Origin of the sequence: Candidatus Pantoea floridensis (genome assembly GCF_900215435.1) — a bacterium.
Taxonomy (GTDB): domain Bacteria; phylum Pseudomonadota; class Gammaproteobacteria; order Enterobacterales; family Enterobacteriaceae; genus Pantoea; species Pantoea floridensis.
In genome coordinates, this window is sequence record NZ_OCMY01000001.1 from 3,104,294 (window position 1) to 3,120,102 (window position 15,809).

General features: G+C 55.4%; 13 protein-coding genes. 6 read left to right on the forward strand and 7 right to left on the reverse strand.

The genetic code is table 11. From position 1 onward, the window contains the following. Positions 1 to 57: 57 nt before the first annotated feature. From tehB to ppk1, 3 genes are read right to left on the reverse strand one after another with little or no spacing between them, the layout of a single operon-like run. Complete coding sequence (tehB, locus tag CRO19_RS14485; protein WP_097096444.1) at positions 58 to 657, reverse strand: tellurite resistance methyltransferase TehB; 600 nt, start codon at positions 655 to 657, stop codon at positions 58 to 60. Positions 658 to 684: 27 nt separating this feature from the next. Beyond that, positions 685 to 2,208 carry an exopolyphosphatase gene (gene ppx / locus CRO19_RS14490; protein WP_097096445.1) on the reverse strand — a complete coding sequence of 508 codons (1,524 nt, stop codon included), beginning with the start codon at positions 2,206 to 2,208 and terminating at the stop codon, positions 685 to 687. A gap of 5 nt (positions 2,209 to 2,213) precedes the next feature. Continuing rightward, positions 2,214 to 4,274, reverse strand: a complete 2,061-nt coding sequence (gene ppk1 / locus CRO19_RS14495) for a polyphosphate kinase 1 (RefSeq protein WP_097096446.1) — start codon at positions 4,272 to 4,274, stop codon at positions 2,214 to 2,216. A 182-nt stretch (positions 4,275 to 4,456) separates the two neighbouring features. Between ppk1 and CRO19_RS14500 the strand changes: the two genes are divergently transcribed. The 3 genes from CRO19_RS14500 to pstB are packed head-to-tail and all read left to right on the forward strand — an operon-like array spanning position 4,457 to position 8,925. Continuing rightward, entirely contained in the window at positions 4,457 to 6,550 is a 2,094-nt protein-coding gene (locus CRO19_RS14500) for an ABC transporter permease subunit (protein WP_097096447.1), read from the forward strand. Further along, on the forward strand, positions 6,547 to 8,145 hold the full coding sequence (gene pstA / locus CRO19_RS14505) for a phosphate ABC transporter permease PstA (protein ID WP_097096448.1): 1,599 nt from the start codon (positions 6,547 to 6,549) through the stop codon (positions 8,143 to 8,145). Before CRO19_RS14500 ends, pstA begins: the two co-directional genes overlap by 4 nt. Before the next feature lie 12 nt (positions 8,146 to 8,157). Next, entirely contained in the window at positions 8,158 to 8,925 is a 768-nt protein-coding gene (gene pstB, locus CRO19_RS14510; RefSeq protein WP_097096449.1) for a phosphate ABC transporter ATP-binding protein PstB, read from the forward strand. 62 nt (positions 8,926 to 8,987) lie between these two features. Here the strand turns inward: pstB and purN are convergent, their stop codons facing one another. Next, positions 8,988 to 9,626, reverse strand: coding sequence for a phosphoribosylglycinamide formyltransferase (gene purN / locus CRO19_RS14515; RefSeq protein ID WP_097096450.1), 639 nt, complete (start codon positions 9,624 to 9,626; stop codon positions 8,988 to 8,990). Further along, positions 9,623 to 10,663 (reverse strand): phosphoribosylformylglycinamidine cyclo-ligase, encoded by a 1,041-nt coding sequence (gene purM, locus CRO19_RS14520; protein ID WP_097097666.1) that lies wholly within the window; start codon positions 10,661 to 10,663, stop codon positions 9,623 to 9,625. The genes purN and purM overlap by 4 nt, the downstream gene beginning before the upstream one ends. 241 nt (positions 10,664 to 10,904) lie before the next feature. Here purM and upp point away from each other — a divergent pair, with 241 nt between their 5' ends. The 3 genes from upp (at position 10,905) to hda (ending at position 13,733) form a co-directional block, all read left to right on the forward strand. Continuing rightward, the gene (gene upp / locus CRO19_RS14525) at positions 10,905 to 11,531 is read left to right on the forward strand and encodes a uracil phosphoribosyltransferase (protein ID WP_007884850.1); all 627 of its coding nucleotides are present in this window, start codon (positions 10,905 to 10,907) and stop codon (positions 11,529 to 11,531) included. Positions 11,532 to 11,654: 123 nt separating this feature from the next. Next, positions 11,655 to 12,938, forward strand: coding sequence for a uracil permease (uraA, locus tag CRO19_RS14530; RefSeq protein ID WP_097096451.1), 1,284 nt, complete (start codon positions 11,655 to 11,657; stop codon positions 12,936 to 12,938). Between the two features lie 93 nt (positions 12,939 to 13,031). Continuing rightward, complete coding sequence (gene hda / locus CRO19_RS14535) at positions 13,032 to 13,733, forward strand: DnaA inactivator Hda (RefSeq protein ID WP_176519210.1); 702 nt, start codon at positions 13,032 to 13,034, stop codon at positions 13,731 to 13,733. 151 nt (positions 13,734 to 13,884) lie between these two features. On the opposite strand, the gene bepA is transcribed toward hda, so the two are convergent. Beyond that, a complete protein-coding gene (bepA, locus tag CRO19_RS14540) occupies positions 13,885 to 15,348 on the reverse strand; it encodes a beta-barrel assembly-enhancing protease (protein ID WP_097096453.1) in 1,464 nt (487 codons plus the stop codon). After that, positions 15,341 to 15,679 (reverse strand): hypothetical protein, encoded by a 339-nt coding sequence (locus tag CRO19_RS14545; protein ID WP_141400243.1) that lies wholly within the window; start codon positions 15,677 to 15,679, stop codon positions 15,341 to 15,343. Before CRO19_RS14545 ends, bepA begins: the two co-directional genes overlap by 8 nt. Between the last annotated feature and the right edge of the window lie 130 nt (positions 15,680 to 15,809).

Here is a 15,809-nt window from a genome sequence, read left to right on the forward strand (position 1 = left end):
GGGGCAAAGTGTTGATCGAAGTCAGACAAAAAACGGCCGCGCGCGGCGGCCGTTGTATCAGTAGCTGGCTTTCTGCGCCAGCAAGGTGGCAAAACGGGTTTTAATGCGATTACCGTTTTCATCACGCCGATGCAGTTCACCAACATCTTCGTTGTACTTCACGATGTGCCAGTTACGGTAGTAATGGCTCAGCTCGCCGGATTTAAAGGCGAACGGAAAGTTCTGCGTATTAGGATAATCATCGGTGTTCATCGCCGCCACAATCAGGTTGTAGCCGTACTTGCGCGTGCTGGCCTGCATATCGGCAATCAGCTGTGGGATGGTGGACGGCTGCAGGAACATCATCACCACAGTCGAAAGTACAAACTGATAGTCACCGTTAAACCGTACGCTATTGAGGTCGCACAATTCGGTGTGAATATTCTGCAGATTCTCTTCAGCGATGATGCTGTTCAGGCGATCCAGGCTCGTCGGATTGCTGTCCCAGGCCGTGACTTCAAAGCCATGCTGATTGAGGAAAAGGCTATTTCGGCCCTGGCCACAGCCTAAATCCAGCGCTTTCCCCACTTCAAGGTGGGGAAGGGCCGCCAGGACTTCAGAATGCGTCGGCGTCAGACCGTACTTTTCAGCGAAATAGTTATCGGGGCGTGTTGTCATGGTGATACGACGGGCCAGCAGCCCGCTTTACTCCTCTTCCAGCATCAGTTTCCAACCGGTGACATCATTCCAGTAGGCTTGCTCACGCTCCAGATCCAGCTGCACCAGCGTGTTCTGGCTCATGAAGCCCGCCGGGAAGGTGAGCGTCCAATGACCATCGTCCGTGCTCAATTTGAGCGAATCCGGCTTGGTGGTCGCCTGGCGCTGATTATTCAGCAGCGTGCCGAGGCGCAGCAGGAAGACCATCGGTAGAAACTGTTTCTTTTTAAACAAGGTGAAACGTGGCATCTCATCCTGCTTCACCGCTTTGCGATGGAAGCGTACCAGCGTGGCCAGCAGCATCTGTTGATCCTGATTAAAACCCGGCATATTTGAGTTTTGCAGGATATAGGCCGAATGGCGCTGCATGCCGCTGTGATTGATGGTTAATCCCACTTCATGCAATAGCGCCGCCCATTTCAGCAGCGCTGACAGCTGCGGATTTGCGTGCTTAGGATTCTGTTCCTGCCACTGCAGATAGAGCTGTTCGGTGGTTTCCAGCACGCGACGCGCCTGGTCGCTATCAATCGCATAGTGATTTGCCAGGCTCTGCGCAGTGCGACTACGAATATCCTGATGGCGGAAACGTCCTTCCATCTCATACAGCACGCCTTCGCGCAACGCGCCATCAGAGAGACGCAGCTCGCGAATCGCTAACGCATCAAACACGCCACACAAAATTGCTAAACCCGGCACGAACACCGCTTTACGCTCTTCCGATAATCCCGGCAGGCTCAGGGCGTTAAAAGATTTATGCTTCAGCACTTCGCTGGTGAGCAGCTCCAGCGTTTCCGGGGTAATCAGCTTCTCTTTTTCGCCCATCGCCAGCAGCACTTCACAGGCGGCTTTAATCGAGCCCGACGCGCCCAGCGCGTATTGCCAGCCATGCAGACGATATTGCCACGCCATGGTTTCCAGCTTCTGCGCAGCGGACAGGCGCGCACGGCGGAAGTTCTCCGCTGAGATTTCTCCTTTTGGAAAATAGAGATTGGCGAAGCTGACGCAGCCCATGCGGCGGCTTTCCACCAGCTGTGGCTCAAAATCTTCACCAATGACCAGTTCCGTTGAGCCGCCGCCGATATCAATCACCAGCTTGCGGCCTTTTTCCGGCTGCGTATGCTCCACGCCCATGAAAATCAGACGTGCTTCTTCATTGCCGGAAATGACCTCGATAGGGTAGGGGATCACTTCGGCAGCGCGCTGCAAGAACTCTTCTGCGTTGCTGGCGATACGTAGCGTGTGCGTGCCGACGATGGTGACGTTGGCCGGGCTGAAGCCCTGCAAACGTTCAGCGAACAACGCCAGACAGCTCAGCCCGCGTTCAATCGCCTCTTCGCTTAGGCGATTTTGTGCATCCAGCCCATCGGCCAGATGTACGCGCTGTTTCAGGCGGCCCAGCACTTGCAAAGCGCCATCCACCACGCGGGCAATGACCATATGGAAGCTGTTCGAGCCGAGGTCGATTGCCGCGAACTCCTGAGGTTTCGGCGTACTTTTATGTGAGATTGGCATAGGCGTTATTCGGGTTGTTCCAGTTTCTTGATGTAGTCGTAAATGGCCAGCTGCGAGCGGACTTTTTTACGGTTGCCACGCGGCACATAACGGTTACTCAGCTCTTTATCGACGATGCGGGCTTTCACCGTATCGCTAAACAGAATGGCAATGATGTCCAGTATGCGCTGCTTCACGCGTGGATCAAGAATCGCCACAGCCACTTCAATGCGGTGATCAATGTTACGCGTCATCCAGTCCGCGGAAGAGAGGAACACCTTTTTCTCGCCGCCATTCTCAAAAATATAGACGCGGTCGTGCTCGAGATAGCGGTCAACAATACTGGTAATACGAATATTTTCACTGATGCCCGGTAAATCCGGAATCAGGGAACACATGCCGCGCACCAGCAGATTCACTTTTACACCCGCTGATGATGCTGCATATAGCCGATCAACCAAACCATTATCTACCAGGTTATTGATTTTCAGCGTAATGCCCGAAGGATTCCCCTGCTGCGCATTGGCGATTTCCGCGTCAATCAGCTTATACAGCACGTCACGCGAGTTCTGCGGCGACACCAGCAGGTGCTCGAAGGTGACCGGGCGATACGGGTTTTCAATAAAGTTAAATACGCGACGTACTTCATTGGTAATGCGCGCATCGGCGGTCAGCAATGAATAGTCAGTATAAATGCGTGCGGTTTTTTCGTTGAAATTCCCGGTGCCGATATGCGCGTAACGCACCACCTCTTCCCCTTCGCGGCGTGATATCAGGAACAGTTTGGCGTGAATTTTCAGACCCGGCGCAGAGAAAATGACGTGCACGCCGGCTTCGGTGAGGCGTTTTGCCCAGCGAATATTGGCTTCTTCATCGAAGCGCGCCTGCAGTTCAACCACCACCGTCACTTTCTTGCCGTTGTAGGCGGCGTGAATCATCGCATCCATGATGCGCGAGTTCTTCGCCACGCGGTAAATGTTGATCTTAATGGCCAGCACGTTCGGATCGAACGAAGCCTGGCGCAGCAGCTCCAGCACGTGCTCAAAGGTGTGATACGGATAATAGAGCAGCACATCGCGATTGCGGATGGCATCGAAGCCGTTGCGGAAGCCATCAAAGCCAATGTGACGAATCTGCGGCAGCGGGCGGTTTTCCAGATTACTTTTACCGACGTTCGGGAAGCCGATGAAATCTTTGAAGTTATGATAACGGCCGCCGGGCACAATCGAATCATAGTTTGAAATCGACAGCTTATGGCGCAGCATTTCTACCATCGCATCCGGCATATCGCGCTGATAAACGAAGCGCACTGGCTCGGCATTAAGACGCTGCTTCAGGCTCGATGACATCAGCTCCAGCAGGCTTGATTCCATCTCCGTCACCAGATCGTACTCGGCATCGCGCGTCATCTTCATTGAATAGGCATTCAGCGTATCGTAATCGAAGAAGCCTTTAAAAATTTCATCCAGGCAATAGCGCAGAATGTTATCCAGCAGAATCATCGGTTTGCGACGGCGTGGCGATTCAGCCGGCAAGTTAATAAAGCGCGGCACTTTATCCGACGGGATCTCCAGCAGCGCATAACGCACATCGTCGCCGCGAATGATCTCGACCGCCAGATAAGTGTAATCGTCTTTCAGGAATTCGATCAGGTCGGTGTCATGGTTGATCAGAATTGGCGTAACGTGCTGGCGTAATTGATGTTTGAAGTAGTAGCGCAGCCACTCTTGCTGATTCGGTGACAGCTGGCGTTCGTTGATCAGGAAGATCTGATTACGCGCCATCTCCAGTAGCAGATCGTTGTAGAGTGCATCAAACTCTTGATCCGATTTCTGCACGCGCAGCTGAATTTTTTTTAATAAATGACGCAGGGAGGTGGGCTTGCCTTGCTCTTCACTGATCAAAATTCGCCGCTTGAGATCGGCAAAGCGAACTTTGTAGAACTCTTCAAGGTTATTGGAATAGATTCCCAGGAAGCGCATCCGCTCAATCAGCGGATTACTTTTGTCCGAGGCTTCCTGCAATACGCGTTCATTAAAGCTTAACCAGCTTAATTCTTTTTCTATATACAGCTTATCCTGACCCATTCTGACTCCGAGATGCTGATGCTGGACGGAATGTCCGGCGGAAAAAGCGCAAAAATGCGGTACCGCTCAGTGTCCGTCACCATTATGGCGAGAGTATGGCAGGCTTGTCCAACGTCAAAGGTTGTCTTATCAATCAGCTACGGGCAACATAGCGACTTGTTTCCACCGGTAACCTGGCCTGCATGAGCATAAATCGTATTCCTGTCCACTTTAGCGACCGTCGTCGACGCGCCACTGATACTTTTGTGCGCCGCGTAGTCACTGCCTGTGGCGTGGGAATTTTGCTGCTGATGCTGCTGCTGTTCTTTTGGTTGATCTGGGTGGTAGTGCCGTTGTTCAGCGCGCCGGGCATGCACGCCACCACCAACATCCAGCTCTGGGATAAAGCCCCGACGCTGGCGATGGGCAGCGATGGCCATCTGGGCTGGCGCATTAGCCGCAACGAAGCACGTTTTATTCCGCTCGATGGCCAGCCGGCCGGACCGGCGCTGGCGCTTAATGGCACGCCTAATGCGGCGGTCACCAGCAGCGATAACCGCAGCGTGCTGCTCAATATGCAGGGCGAACTGCTGTTAATGCAACCGGTTATCAACAACGACAGCGGCGAATGGCGTTTCCCACTTGGCGATCGGCCGCTGCATCTCCCTCAGGGGCCGGTCAGCAACATGGCGTTGACGTCGCTCAGCGATAATCGCTGGCTTATCGCCGCGCAAACCGCCGCGGGCATCACTCTGTTAACGCTGGAAAATCAAAAACCAGTACAACAGATTCTTTTGCCGCAGCAGCAGGCTGAGCATCTGCTGCTATCGCCAGATGGCACGCTGCTGTACGCCAGCAGCGGACGTTTGCTGCGCGTTTGGCAAATCACCGCGCAGGCTGCGCAGCTGCGCGAAACCCAAACCCTCAATCTGCCGCCGCAGAGCCTGCATATGCTGGCGGGCGGTCGTAGCTTGCTGATTCAGGATGCGCGTGGCGTGCAACAATGGTTTGCGATTGCGGGTGATAAAGGGCCGCGCCTGCAGGCGATTCATACTTTCAACGGCAGCCAGAATGCGCTCGGCGTTGCGCCTGAAGCGCAGCGTCGTGTCTTTGCCACTTATGACGCACAGGGCAACATTCAGCTGTTCGCCAGCAAGCAGCTGGGCGCGATATTAACGCGTCAGCTGGCACCGGGCATTCAGGCGCTGGCGTTCTCGCCGCGTGGTGATGGCTTAATCATTGAGCGAGCCGGGCAATGGCAACAGTTTGCGCTGGATAATCCGTGGCCAGACTTCACCTGGCGCAACCTATGGCAAAAAATCTGGTATGAAAACTATCCGCAGCCCGACTGGGTATGGCAATCCACGGCGGCGGGAGATAGCTATCAGGCCAAGTTCAGCCTGATGCCGCTGGTGCTGGGCACGCTGAAAGCCGCCAGCCTGGCGCTGCTGTTTGCTACGCCGCTGGCGTTGGCTGCGGCAATGTATACCGCGTGGTTCATGTCGCCCGCTTTACGCCGTTGGGTGAAACCTGGCATTGAAATGATGGGGGCGCTGCCGAGCGTGGTGATTGGTTTAATCGCCGGCGTCTGGCTGGCGCCGCATATCAGCACCGCGCTGGTCGGCGTTTTGCTGCTGCCGCTGGTACTCGCCGCCACGTTATTATTATGCGGCGTGCTCAGTCCGCGTTTGCCTGCAAGTTGGCGACGTCCGGGTTTTGAAGTGATTCTGCTGCTGCCGGTGCTGTTCGTCATGACGTTACTCACGCTGTGGCTGCCAACGCTGTTTTGGCCGGAAATGGGCGAACGCTTAGCGCATTACGAACAGCGCAACCTGCTGGTAGCCGCGCTGGCGATGGGTTTTGCGCTGGTGCCGCTAATATTCACCTTATCTGAAGATGCGTTATTCAGCGTACCGGGTGCGCTGGGGCAGGGTTCGCTGGCGCTGGGCGCCACGCCGTGGCAAACCCTGACGCGCGTCGTGCTGCCGGGCGCCTCGGCGGGTATCTTTGCCGCCTTAATGATTGGTTTTGGCCGAGCCGTCGGTGAGACGATGATTGTGCTGATGGCCACCGGTAATACGCCAGTGAGCGAAGGTGGCCTGTTTACTGGCCTGCGTGCGCTCTCAGCCAATATCGCCATTGAAATGCCCGAAGCGGCGGCCGGCAGTGCGCATTATCGCATTCTTTTCCTCAGTGCCTTGCTTCTGCTGATCTTCACTTTAGTGATCAACACCATTGCCGAATTAATTCGTCAGCGCCTGCGCCAACGTTACAGCCAGCATGAGGGCCAGGGATGAAAGCGATGCAACAGAACGATCGCTGGCGCTGGCTGACGGCCGGGGCTGTCGCGGTATGTCTACTGGCGTTTACCTTGCTGATTGGTTTGCTGGGTTGGCAGGGCGTACGCGCCTTCTGGCCACAACCAGTCGATCAATATCAGTTCCAGCCGCCGGAAGGCAGCGCGGTGATGGTGCTGGGTGAAACGCTGCAAAAACAGCAGCAGGGCGCGCAGTGGCGTTACGTGGTGAAAACCGGCAACCGCGATTTTGCTGCACCGGATTTTCGTGTGCTGTATAGCCAGGGCGCAGCGAAAACCCGTCGACCTGCTGATGTGATAGTGCTGCAGCGCCGTAATGGCGGCAATGCGTACGGCTGGCTGGTGGAGCTGCGACAGGATAATGAAGTGATGACCGCACGCAGCCGCGATGCCTTGCTGCATCAGCGTTTGCAGCAGGTGCATGAGCAACTGCGGCAGGCGAGCCAAATTCGCCGCATTGATATGGCGCGTCTTAACGCGCAGCTGGAGAGCCTGCAACAGCAGGTCGATGAGCAGCAGCGTAACGGCACTTTCAACCTCGAAGTGCAGTCCGAGTTTGATGCTAATCGCACGGCGTTACAGCGCCGCTTTAACGCGCTGGCCCAGCAGTTAACGCATCTGCAGCAGGAAAGTCAGCGCGATACGCTGGTGCTGCGTGATGTACAGGGCGTTGATCATACCCTTCCGCTGGCGCAGGTTGTTGATGCGTGGTACCCGAATGCCATGACATTAACCAACAAAATGCTGCACTTTTTCAGTCAGATTTGGCAATTTGTCAGCGATTCACCGACCTCCGGCGGTGGCGAAAGTGGCGCGTTTCCGGCGATCTTCGGTACCGTGCTGATGGTGCTGCTGATGTCGATAATTGTGATGCCGCTAGGCGTTATTGCCGCGCTTTGGTTGCATGAGTATGCCGGGCGCAACGCATTGACGCGCCTGGTGCGCATCGCGGTGGTTAACCTGGCGGGCGTGCCATCCATTGTTTACGGCGTGTTTGGTCTCGGCTTCTTTGTCTGGTTAATCGGCGGCACGATTGATCAGCTGTTCTTCGCCAGCGCGTTACCTAATCCCACCTTCGGCACGCCAGGTTTACTGTGGGCCGCGCTAACGCTGGCGCTGCTGACGCTGCCAGTGGTTATCGTCGCGACCGAAGAAGGATTGTCGCGTATTCCGGATAATCTGCGTCAGGGATCGCTGGCGCTGGGCGCAACCCAGGCGGAAACGCTGTGGCGCGTGGTGCTGCCGCTGGCGGTACCGGCAATGCTGACTGGCCTGATTCTGGCCGTGGCGCGCGCAGCCGGAGAAACCGCGCCGCTGATGCTGGTAGGCGTGGTGAAAATGGTGCCAGAGCTGCCAGTGGATGCGGTATTCCCCTATCTGCACCTCGATCGCAAATTCATGCACCTCGGTTTTCAGATCTACGATTTGGCGTTCCAAAGCCCAAATATTGACGCTGATCGACCGCTGGTTTACGCCACTGCATTGCTGCTGGTGGTGATCATTCTGTCGCTCAATCTGCTGGCCATGGCGCTGCGTCATCGGCTGCGTGAGCGTTACCGGCTCATGACGCACTAAAAAGGTTTTCTGATGACGCGCGATCACGACATTGCTCTTACCGTTAATCAGCTATCGCTGTGGTACGGCGAGCGCCAGGCGTTAAATAATATTGATCTGCAGATCCCCAAAAACTGCATCACGGCGCTGATTGGTCCTTCCGGCTGTGGCAAATCCACGCTGCTGCGCTGTTTTAATCGTATGAATGATGTGATTGATCGCTGTCGCATTGAGGGCGAAATTTTGCTCGATCGTTACGCCGTGATGCAGGCGAATCAGGATCTGCCCGCCCTGCGTCGCCGCATTGGCATGGTGTTCCAGCGGCCGAATCCGTTCCCGAAATCGATCTACGAAAACGTGGTGTACGGCCTGCGCTTGCAGGGCGTGCGCGATCGACGCGTGCTGAATGAAGCCTGCGAACGTGCGCTGCGCGCGGCGGCGCTGTGGAGCGAAGTGAAGGATCAGCTGGGACAGAATGCGTTAACGCTCTCGACCGGTCAGCAGCAGCGTTTAGTGATTGCGCGCGCCATTGCGATTGAACCCGAGGTGTTGCTGCTGGATGAGCCGACGTCGGCGCTCGATCCGATTTCAACTCTGGTGATCGAAGAGCTGATGACCACGCTGAAGCAGCATTTCACGCTGGTGCTGGTGACGCACAACATGCAGCAGGCGGCGCGGGTGTCGGATTACACCGCGTTTATGCATAACGGGCAACTGGTGGAGTTTGACGAAACCGACCGCATCTTCACCTCGCCAAAAGCGCGACGTACCGAAGATTACATTACCGGAAGATTTGGTTGATGACGGTCGCCATGAATGGCGACCCTACATCGTAGGGTGCGCATTTATGCGCACCAGAGAAATCAGTCGTGGGCGTAACCCTGCGGCGGCAATGGTTCACCATCCAACCACGCTTTACCCGCACGCATCTGCAAACGCCCATCAACAAACCAGCTGATGACCAGTGGATAAATCGCGTGTTCCTGATGCTGCACGCGCGCGCTGATGTCATCTTCGCTATCGCCCGCAAACACCGGCACGCGCGCCTGCAAAACGATCGGTCCGCCATCCAGCTCGTCAGTCACAAAATGCACCGAGGTGCCATGCTCCTCGTCGCCGTTTTCCAGCGCCTGACGATGAGTATGCAAACCCGGATACTTCGGCAATAGCGACGGATGGATATTCACCAAACGATCGTGATAGTGCGCGACGAAGGCCGGACTGAGGATACGCATATAGCCGGCCAGCACCACCAGATCGGGCGCGTAAGCATCAATCTCCTGCATCAGCTGGCGATCAAAAGCATCACGGTCGGCAAACTCGCTGGCGGCTAACGCGTGGCTGGGAACATGGGCTTCCCGCGCACGCGTCAAACCATAGGCGCTGGCTTTATTACTGAAAACGGCAGCAACGCTGCCGTTAATCCGCCCGCTTGCGCAGGCGTCGAGGATGGACTGAAGATTGCTTCCGTTGCCGGAGATCAGCACAACCAGTTTTTTCATGGGTTAATAACCACACGCTCTTCAGCATCAGAGGCTTTAATCACACCAATTTTCCACGCTTTTTCGCCAGCGTCGGTCATTAGCTGTACCGCTTTATCCGCATCCGCTGGGCTCAGCGCAATCACCATGCCCACGCCGCAGTTAAAAGTGCGGTACATTTCGTGACGGCTGACGTTGCCGGCCTGCTGCATCCAGGTAAATACTGACGGCCACTGCCAGCTGCTCTCTTCCAGCACGGCTTGGGTGTTGTCTGGCAACACGCGTGGGATATTTTCCCAGAAGCCGCCGCCGGTCAGATGTGAAATCGCATGCACATCAACCTGTTCAATCAGGCTAAGGATGTTTTTCACGTAAATGCGGGTAGGTGCCAGCAGGTGATCGGCCAGTGATTTGCCGTCCAGCTGCTTGGTTTCTGGATCGGTCTGGCTGACTTCCAGAATTTTGCGCACCAGCGAGTAACCGTTCGAATGCGGGCCGCTGGAACCCAGCGCAATCAGCACGTCGCCGTCCTGCACTTTCGAACCGTCAATGATTTGTGATTTTTCCACCACGCCAACGCAGAAACCGGCCACGTCGTAATCTTCGCCGTGATACATGCCTGGCATTTCAGCGGTTTCGCCGCCCACCAGCGCACAGCCCGACTGCAAGCAGCCTTCGGCGATGCCGGTGATGACCGATGACGCGGTTTCTACATCCAGCTTGCCGGTCGCGTAATAATCGAGGAAGAACAGCGGCTCTGCACCTTGCACGATCAGATCGTTGACACACATCGCAACCAGATCGATGCCGATGCTGTCGTGGCGTTTGAGATCCATTGCCAGACGCAGCTTGGTGCCGACGCCATCAGTTCCGGAGACCAGCACCGGCTCGCGGTACTTTTGCGGCAGCGCACAGAGCGCACCGAATCCGCCCAATCCACCCATCACTTCCGGGCGGCGGGTTTTTTTCACTACGCCTTTAATACGGTCAACCAGATCGTTACCAGCATCGATATCGACACCGGCGTCTTTGTAGCTGAGAGAGGTTTTGTCGGTCACTGCGGAATCCCCACGCGAGTTGCGGTTGGTGGCAAAAATTAAGCGCGGCAATTCTAACAGCGCAGGCAAACGTTTGCGAGTCCCATCTCACGCTGCCTTTGCACAGCGTCAGATTTTCGCCAATCCTTACTCTTGAGCTGATTAAGGCAAGCCATTGACCGATGACAAGTGGCGCGGCGGCGAAAAGGCGGTATAATCCGGCGATTTTTTTTTAGCTCAACTCAATTCCGGGAGAACAATCATGAAGATCGTGGAAGTCAAACACCCGCTGGTCAAACATAAACTGGGCCTGATGCGTGAGCATGATATCAGCACCAAGCGTTTCCGCGAGCTGGCCTCGGAAGTGGGCAGCCTGCTGACCTATGAAGCCACAGCCGATCTGGAAACCGAGCGCGTAACTATCGAAGGCTGGAACGGTCCGGTCGAAATCGATCAGATCAAAGGTAAAAAAATCACCGTCGTTCCGATTCTGCGTGCGGGCCTGGGCATGATGGAAGGGGTGCTCGAGCACGTACCGAGCGCGCGTATCAGCGTGGTTGGCGTCTATCGTGATGAAGAGACGCTGGAGCCAGTACCGTACTTCCAGAAGCTGGTATCGAATATTGAAGAGCGCCTGGCGCTGGTGGTCGATCCGATGCTGGCAACCGGTGGTTCCATGATTGCGACTATCGACCTGCTGAAGAAAGCCGGTTGTACCAGCATTAAAGTGCTGGTGCTAGTGGCCGCGCCGGAAGGCATTGCGGCTTTAGAAAAAGCGCATCCGGATGTGGAGCTGTACACCGCATCTGTCGATCAGGGATTGAACGAAAAGGGATACATCATCCCGGGACTCGGCGATGCCGGGGACAAGATTTTCGGAACCAAATAAAGCAACCAGCCGGCCAGAGAGTCGGCTTTTTTTTGTCTAAAAACACAACAATGTCATCCTTGAGTTATTCACGCCAGGGCAACGCAGCCCTAGCGTGAAGAACGTAGAGGATAGGGGATAATAATGACTCGTCGCGCTATTGGCGTTAGCGAACGCCCACCGCTACTGCAAACCATTCCACTCAGCCTGCAGCATCTGTTCGCCATGTTTGGCGCAACCGTGCTGGTGCCAATTCTGTTCCACATCAACCCGGCTACGGTGTTGCTGTTCAATGGCGTCGGTACGCTGCTCTATCTGTTTATCTGTAAAGGCAAAATTCCGGCCTATCTCGGCTCAAGCTTTGCTTTTATTTCGCCGGTGCTGCTGCTGTTGCCGCTCGGTTATGAAGTGGCGCTTGGTGGCTTTATCCTCTGTGGTTTCCTGTTCTGTGTGGTGGCATTGATCGTGAAGAAAGCCGGTACCGGCTGGCTTGATGTGATGTTCCCGCCAGCGGCAATGGGCGCGATTGTGGCGGTTATCGGCCTGGAACTGGCGGGTGTGGCGGCGAATATGGCTGGTTTGTTGCCGGCTGACGGTACCTCGCCAGACAGCAAAACCGTGATCATCTCGATGGTGACGCTAGCGGTCACCGTATTTGGTTCGGTGCTGTTCCGCGGCTTCCTCGCCATCATCCCGATCCTGATCGGCGTACTGGTGGGTTATGCGCTCTCGTCGGCGATGGGCATTGTTGACTGGAGCACGGTAGAGAATGCGCCCTGGTTTGCGCTGCCAACCTTCTATACGCCACGCTTTGAGTGGGTGGCGATGCTGACCATTCTGCCTGCCGCGCTGGTGGTGATTGCCGAGCATGTCGGCCACTTAGTGGTGACGGCCAACATCGTGAAGAAAGATCTGATTCGCGATCCTGGGCTGCATCGCTCCATGTTTGCCAACGGTTTATCCACCATGATCTCCGGCTTCTTCGGCTCAACGCCAAACACCACTTACGGCGAGAACATCGGGGTAATGGCGATTACCCGCGTTTACAGCACTTGGGTGATCGGTGGCGCGGCAATCTTCGCTATCCTGCTCTCTTGCGTTGGCAAGCTGGCGGCGGCAATCCAGGCGATTCCGGTGCCGGTCATGGGCGGCGTATCGCTGCTGCTGTACGGCGTGATCGGCGCATCGGGTATTCGTGTGCTGATCGAATCCAAAGTGGATTACAACAAGGCGCAGAACCTGATCCTGACGTCGGTAATCCTGATCATCGGCGTGAGCGGTGCCAAAGTGCACATTGGCGCCGCCGAGTTAAAAGGCATGGCGCTGGCGACGATTGTTGGCGTGGGCCTGGCACTGATTTTCCGTTTAATCAGCCTGTTACGTCCTGAAGAAGTGGTGCTGGATGCGGAAGAGAAGCGCGAAAGCTAAGGCTGCAAGCCGGGCAGGGAAGCCCGGTTCATCTCCGACAAAGATCGTGATAAACTTGCGCGGTTTTCTGCCCGCTCATCCGTTGAGGTACTTCTGAACACGCCGGCACAGCTCTCACTGCCACTCTATTTACCCGATGATGAAACCTTCGCCAGTTTCTGGCCGGGGGAAAACACGTCTCTGCTGGCGGCGCTGCAAGGCGCACTTTCACAGCAACACGGCAGCTATCTCTATTTCTGGTCACGCGAAGGCGGCGGCCGCAGTCATTTGCTGCACGCGGCCTGCGCCGAACTCTCGGCGCGCGGCGAAGCGGTGGGTTATGTGCCGCTGGATAAACGTACGTGGTTCGTACCGGAAGTGCTGGAAGGCATGGAGAATCTGGCGCTGGTATGCATCGATAATATCGAATGTATTGCGGGCGATCCCGAATGGGAAATGGCGATCTTCGATCTCTACAATCGCATCCTGGAAATCGGTAAAACGCGTTTGCTGATTACGGGCGATCGACCGCCGCGCCAGCTCAATCTCGGCTTACCGGATCTGGCTTCGCGTCTTGATTGGGGGCAGATCTACCGTTTGCAGCCGCTGTCGGATGAGGACAAATTGCAGGCGATGCAGCTGCGCGCGGGATTACGTGGCTTTGAGCTGCCGGAAGATGTTGGGCGCTTCCTGCTGAAACGACTCGATCGCGAAATGCGCACGCTGTTTGATACGCTGGATCGCCTCGATCGCGCCTCCATTAGCGCGCAGCGTAAACTCACCATTCCCTTTGTTAAGGAAGCGCTGGAGCTTTAACGCATTGTAACGAATGGCTTTAAGCTGAATTAACCGCGCCGCTACGGAACGTGCGATGATGTATTCACGCTTAAGCGATCGGCATTAAGCCATGAATGGCGACCCTACGTGCGCGGTTTTCGTAGGGTGCGCATTTATGCGCACCTGGACATTATCCCTTCTGATACACCTTGAAGCGCTTTTGCAGTTCACGGAACTGATCGATGCGCGCGTCATAGCGCGCCTGCTTCAGGCTGCCGAGCGGTACCTGCGCACTGGCGCTGCTCAAGGTGCTTATGGCCTGATCGAGTTGCCCATTTAGCGCTAAACCTTCGGCACGCGCCGAGAGTTCTTCATCACGCAAGCCCTGTGCGGCCGAAGCCTGCGCCAGCAGATCCCAGGCGTTGAGATCGTCCGGATGCGCGAAAGTATAGCGGTTGAGAATGCGGCTGGCGTTCGCCGGCTGTTTCGCTTCAACATAGGCGTTGGCGAGGTTCAGTTGCAGCACCGGATTGGTGCTGCTGCCTTTGGCGCTACTCAGCATGGTGATTGCCTGCTGTGGCTGCTTCAGTCCGATGTCGATATCGGTCATGATATCGAGAAACCAAACGTTGTCCGGCTGCTTCGCCAGCAGCGGCGCAATCACACGCTTCGCGCTATCAAAGCTTTTCGCCTGCAGGAACTGCACGGCTTTACCGTACTGCGCCGCTTGCTGTTCACGCACGTTGCCTTTGCTGTACTCATTTAACAAATCGTCGGTCAGCTGATTACGGCCAGTGGAATACATGCCCAGAGAGCGCACCTTAGCCATATAAAAATCCTGTGAGGATTGCACCACCACTGGACGCATCTGGTTGGCACGGTTGCGCGCATCGGCCAGGCGGCTGTCGGGCAACGGATGCGTTAGCAAAATTTCCGGCGGCTTGGAGGAGAAGCGGCTTTGATCGGCCAGTTTTTGCAGGAAGTTTGGCATCGCTTGCGGATCGAAGCCGGCCCGTTGCAACACCTGGATGCCGATGCGGTCCGCTTCCTGTTCATTGCCTTGCGTAAAGCTGATGATGCCTTGCTGCGTGCCTGCCAGCGTACCGGTCAACGCTGCCATGCCTGCTTGTGGACTGGCCATCGCCAGCAGAATGGAACCCAACGCACCCACCCAGGTAAGGGGCGCGTTACGTTTCTGCTCTTCCATGGCGCGCGCCAAATGGCGCTGAGTCACGTGCGAGATTTCATGCGCCATGACCGAGGCGAGCTGGCTTTCATTATCGGTGTAGCGGAACAGCGAGGAGTGCAGCACTACATTGCCGCCAAAGAAGGCAAAAGCGTTAAGCTCATCGTTTTGAATCAGAAAGAAGTGAAACGGCGTGCGTACCGAATTGGCGTGCGCCACCAGACGCTGGCCAAGTTCATTAATGTATTGATTTAGTAGCGGATCGTTAATCAGTGGCGCACTGGCACGTAGCTGGCGCACGTAGAAGTCGCCCATCTGCAATTCCTGATTAATTGACAGCGTTGAACCTGCCGTGGTGCCCATATCAGGCAGCGTATCACTCAGGTCGGCACGCGCACTGAGTGCGGGCGTAAGCAGCAGCGTAGGAATAAGGGCTGCCAGCACTGATTTTTTCAACCGGTTAAACATGCCTTGATCCTGTAAAAGTCACCTGATTTTGGACAGGTAAGAGGTTCAAATGTTCTGCGCTCTCATCCATTTGTGCAGCGCGCTCTATCTTAACCAGCCTGCCGCGACAAGCAAAGCGTGTCGCTAAACGAAGGTGAAATGAAAAAATGGTCGCGGTATTGAAAAATTGCAGCAAAAAATTGAATAGCTGTGCGCTTATAAATAGGCGTTGCTTAACATCAAAACTTAAAGTTAAGTAAAGTTGCTCAAAATTACTGAATTTGGCATGAACTTTTCCAGGTTTACTCTGAAAAGCAGTGGACAATCTGAGGTATTGGCCCATTTTATCCATCAACTAATTTAATCGTGATTGAGACGCGCGTTACGCGCTATACAGTTATTAACGGATAGATTTTAAACGCACGTAAACTTATTTCCTCTGGATTGTGCTCACCATTTCACGGCCAGCCATTTCTGCGCTT

Excerpts from the sequence above, each read along its gene's own strand:
- tehB (WP_097096444.1), bottom strand. The coding sequence starts at position 657 with ATGACAACACGCCCCGATAACTATTTCGCTGAAAAGTACGGTCTGACG.
- ppx (WP_097096445.1), bottom strand. The coding sequence starts at position 2,208 with ATGCCAATCTCACATAAAAGTACGCCGAAACCTCAGGAGTTCGCGGCA.
- ppk1 (WP_097096446.1), bottom strand. The coding sequence starts at position 4,274 with ATGGGTCAGGATAAGCTGTATATAGAAAAAGAATTAAGCTGGTTAAGC.
- CRO19_RS14500 (WP_097096447.1), top strand. The coding sequence starts at position 4,457 with ATGAGCATAAATCGTATTCCTGTCCACTTTAGCGACCGTCGTCGACGC.
- pstA (WP_097096448.1), top strand. The coding sequence starts at position 6,547 with ATGAAAGCGATGCAACAGAACGATCGCTGGCGCTGGCTGACGGCCGGG.
- pstB (WP_097096449.1), top strand. The coding sequence starts at position 8,158 with ATGACGCGCGATCACGACATTGCTCTTACCGTTAATCAGCTATCGCTG.
- purN (WP_097096450.1), bottom strand. The coding sequence starts at position 9,626 with ATGAAAAAACTGGTTGTGCTGATCTCCGGCAACGGAAGCAATCTTCAG.
- upp (WP_007884850.1), top strand. The coding sequence starts at position 10,905 with ATGAAGATCGTGGAAGTCAAACACCCGCTGGTCAAACATAAACTGGGC.
- uraA (WP_097096451.1), top strand. The coding sequence starts at position 11,655 with ATGACTCGTCGCGCTATTGGCGTTAGCGAACGCCCACCGCTACTGCAA.
- bepA (WP_097096453.1), bottom strand. The coding sequence starts at position 15,348 with ATGTTTAACCGGTTGAAAAAATCAGTGCTGGCAGCCCTTATTCCTACG.
- CRO19_RS14545 (WP_141400243.1), bottom strand. The coding sequence starts at position 15,679 with ATGGATAAAATGGGCCAATACCTCAGATTGTCCACTGCTTTTCAGAGT.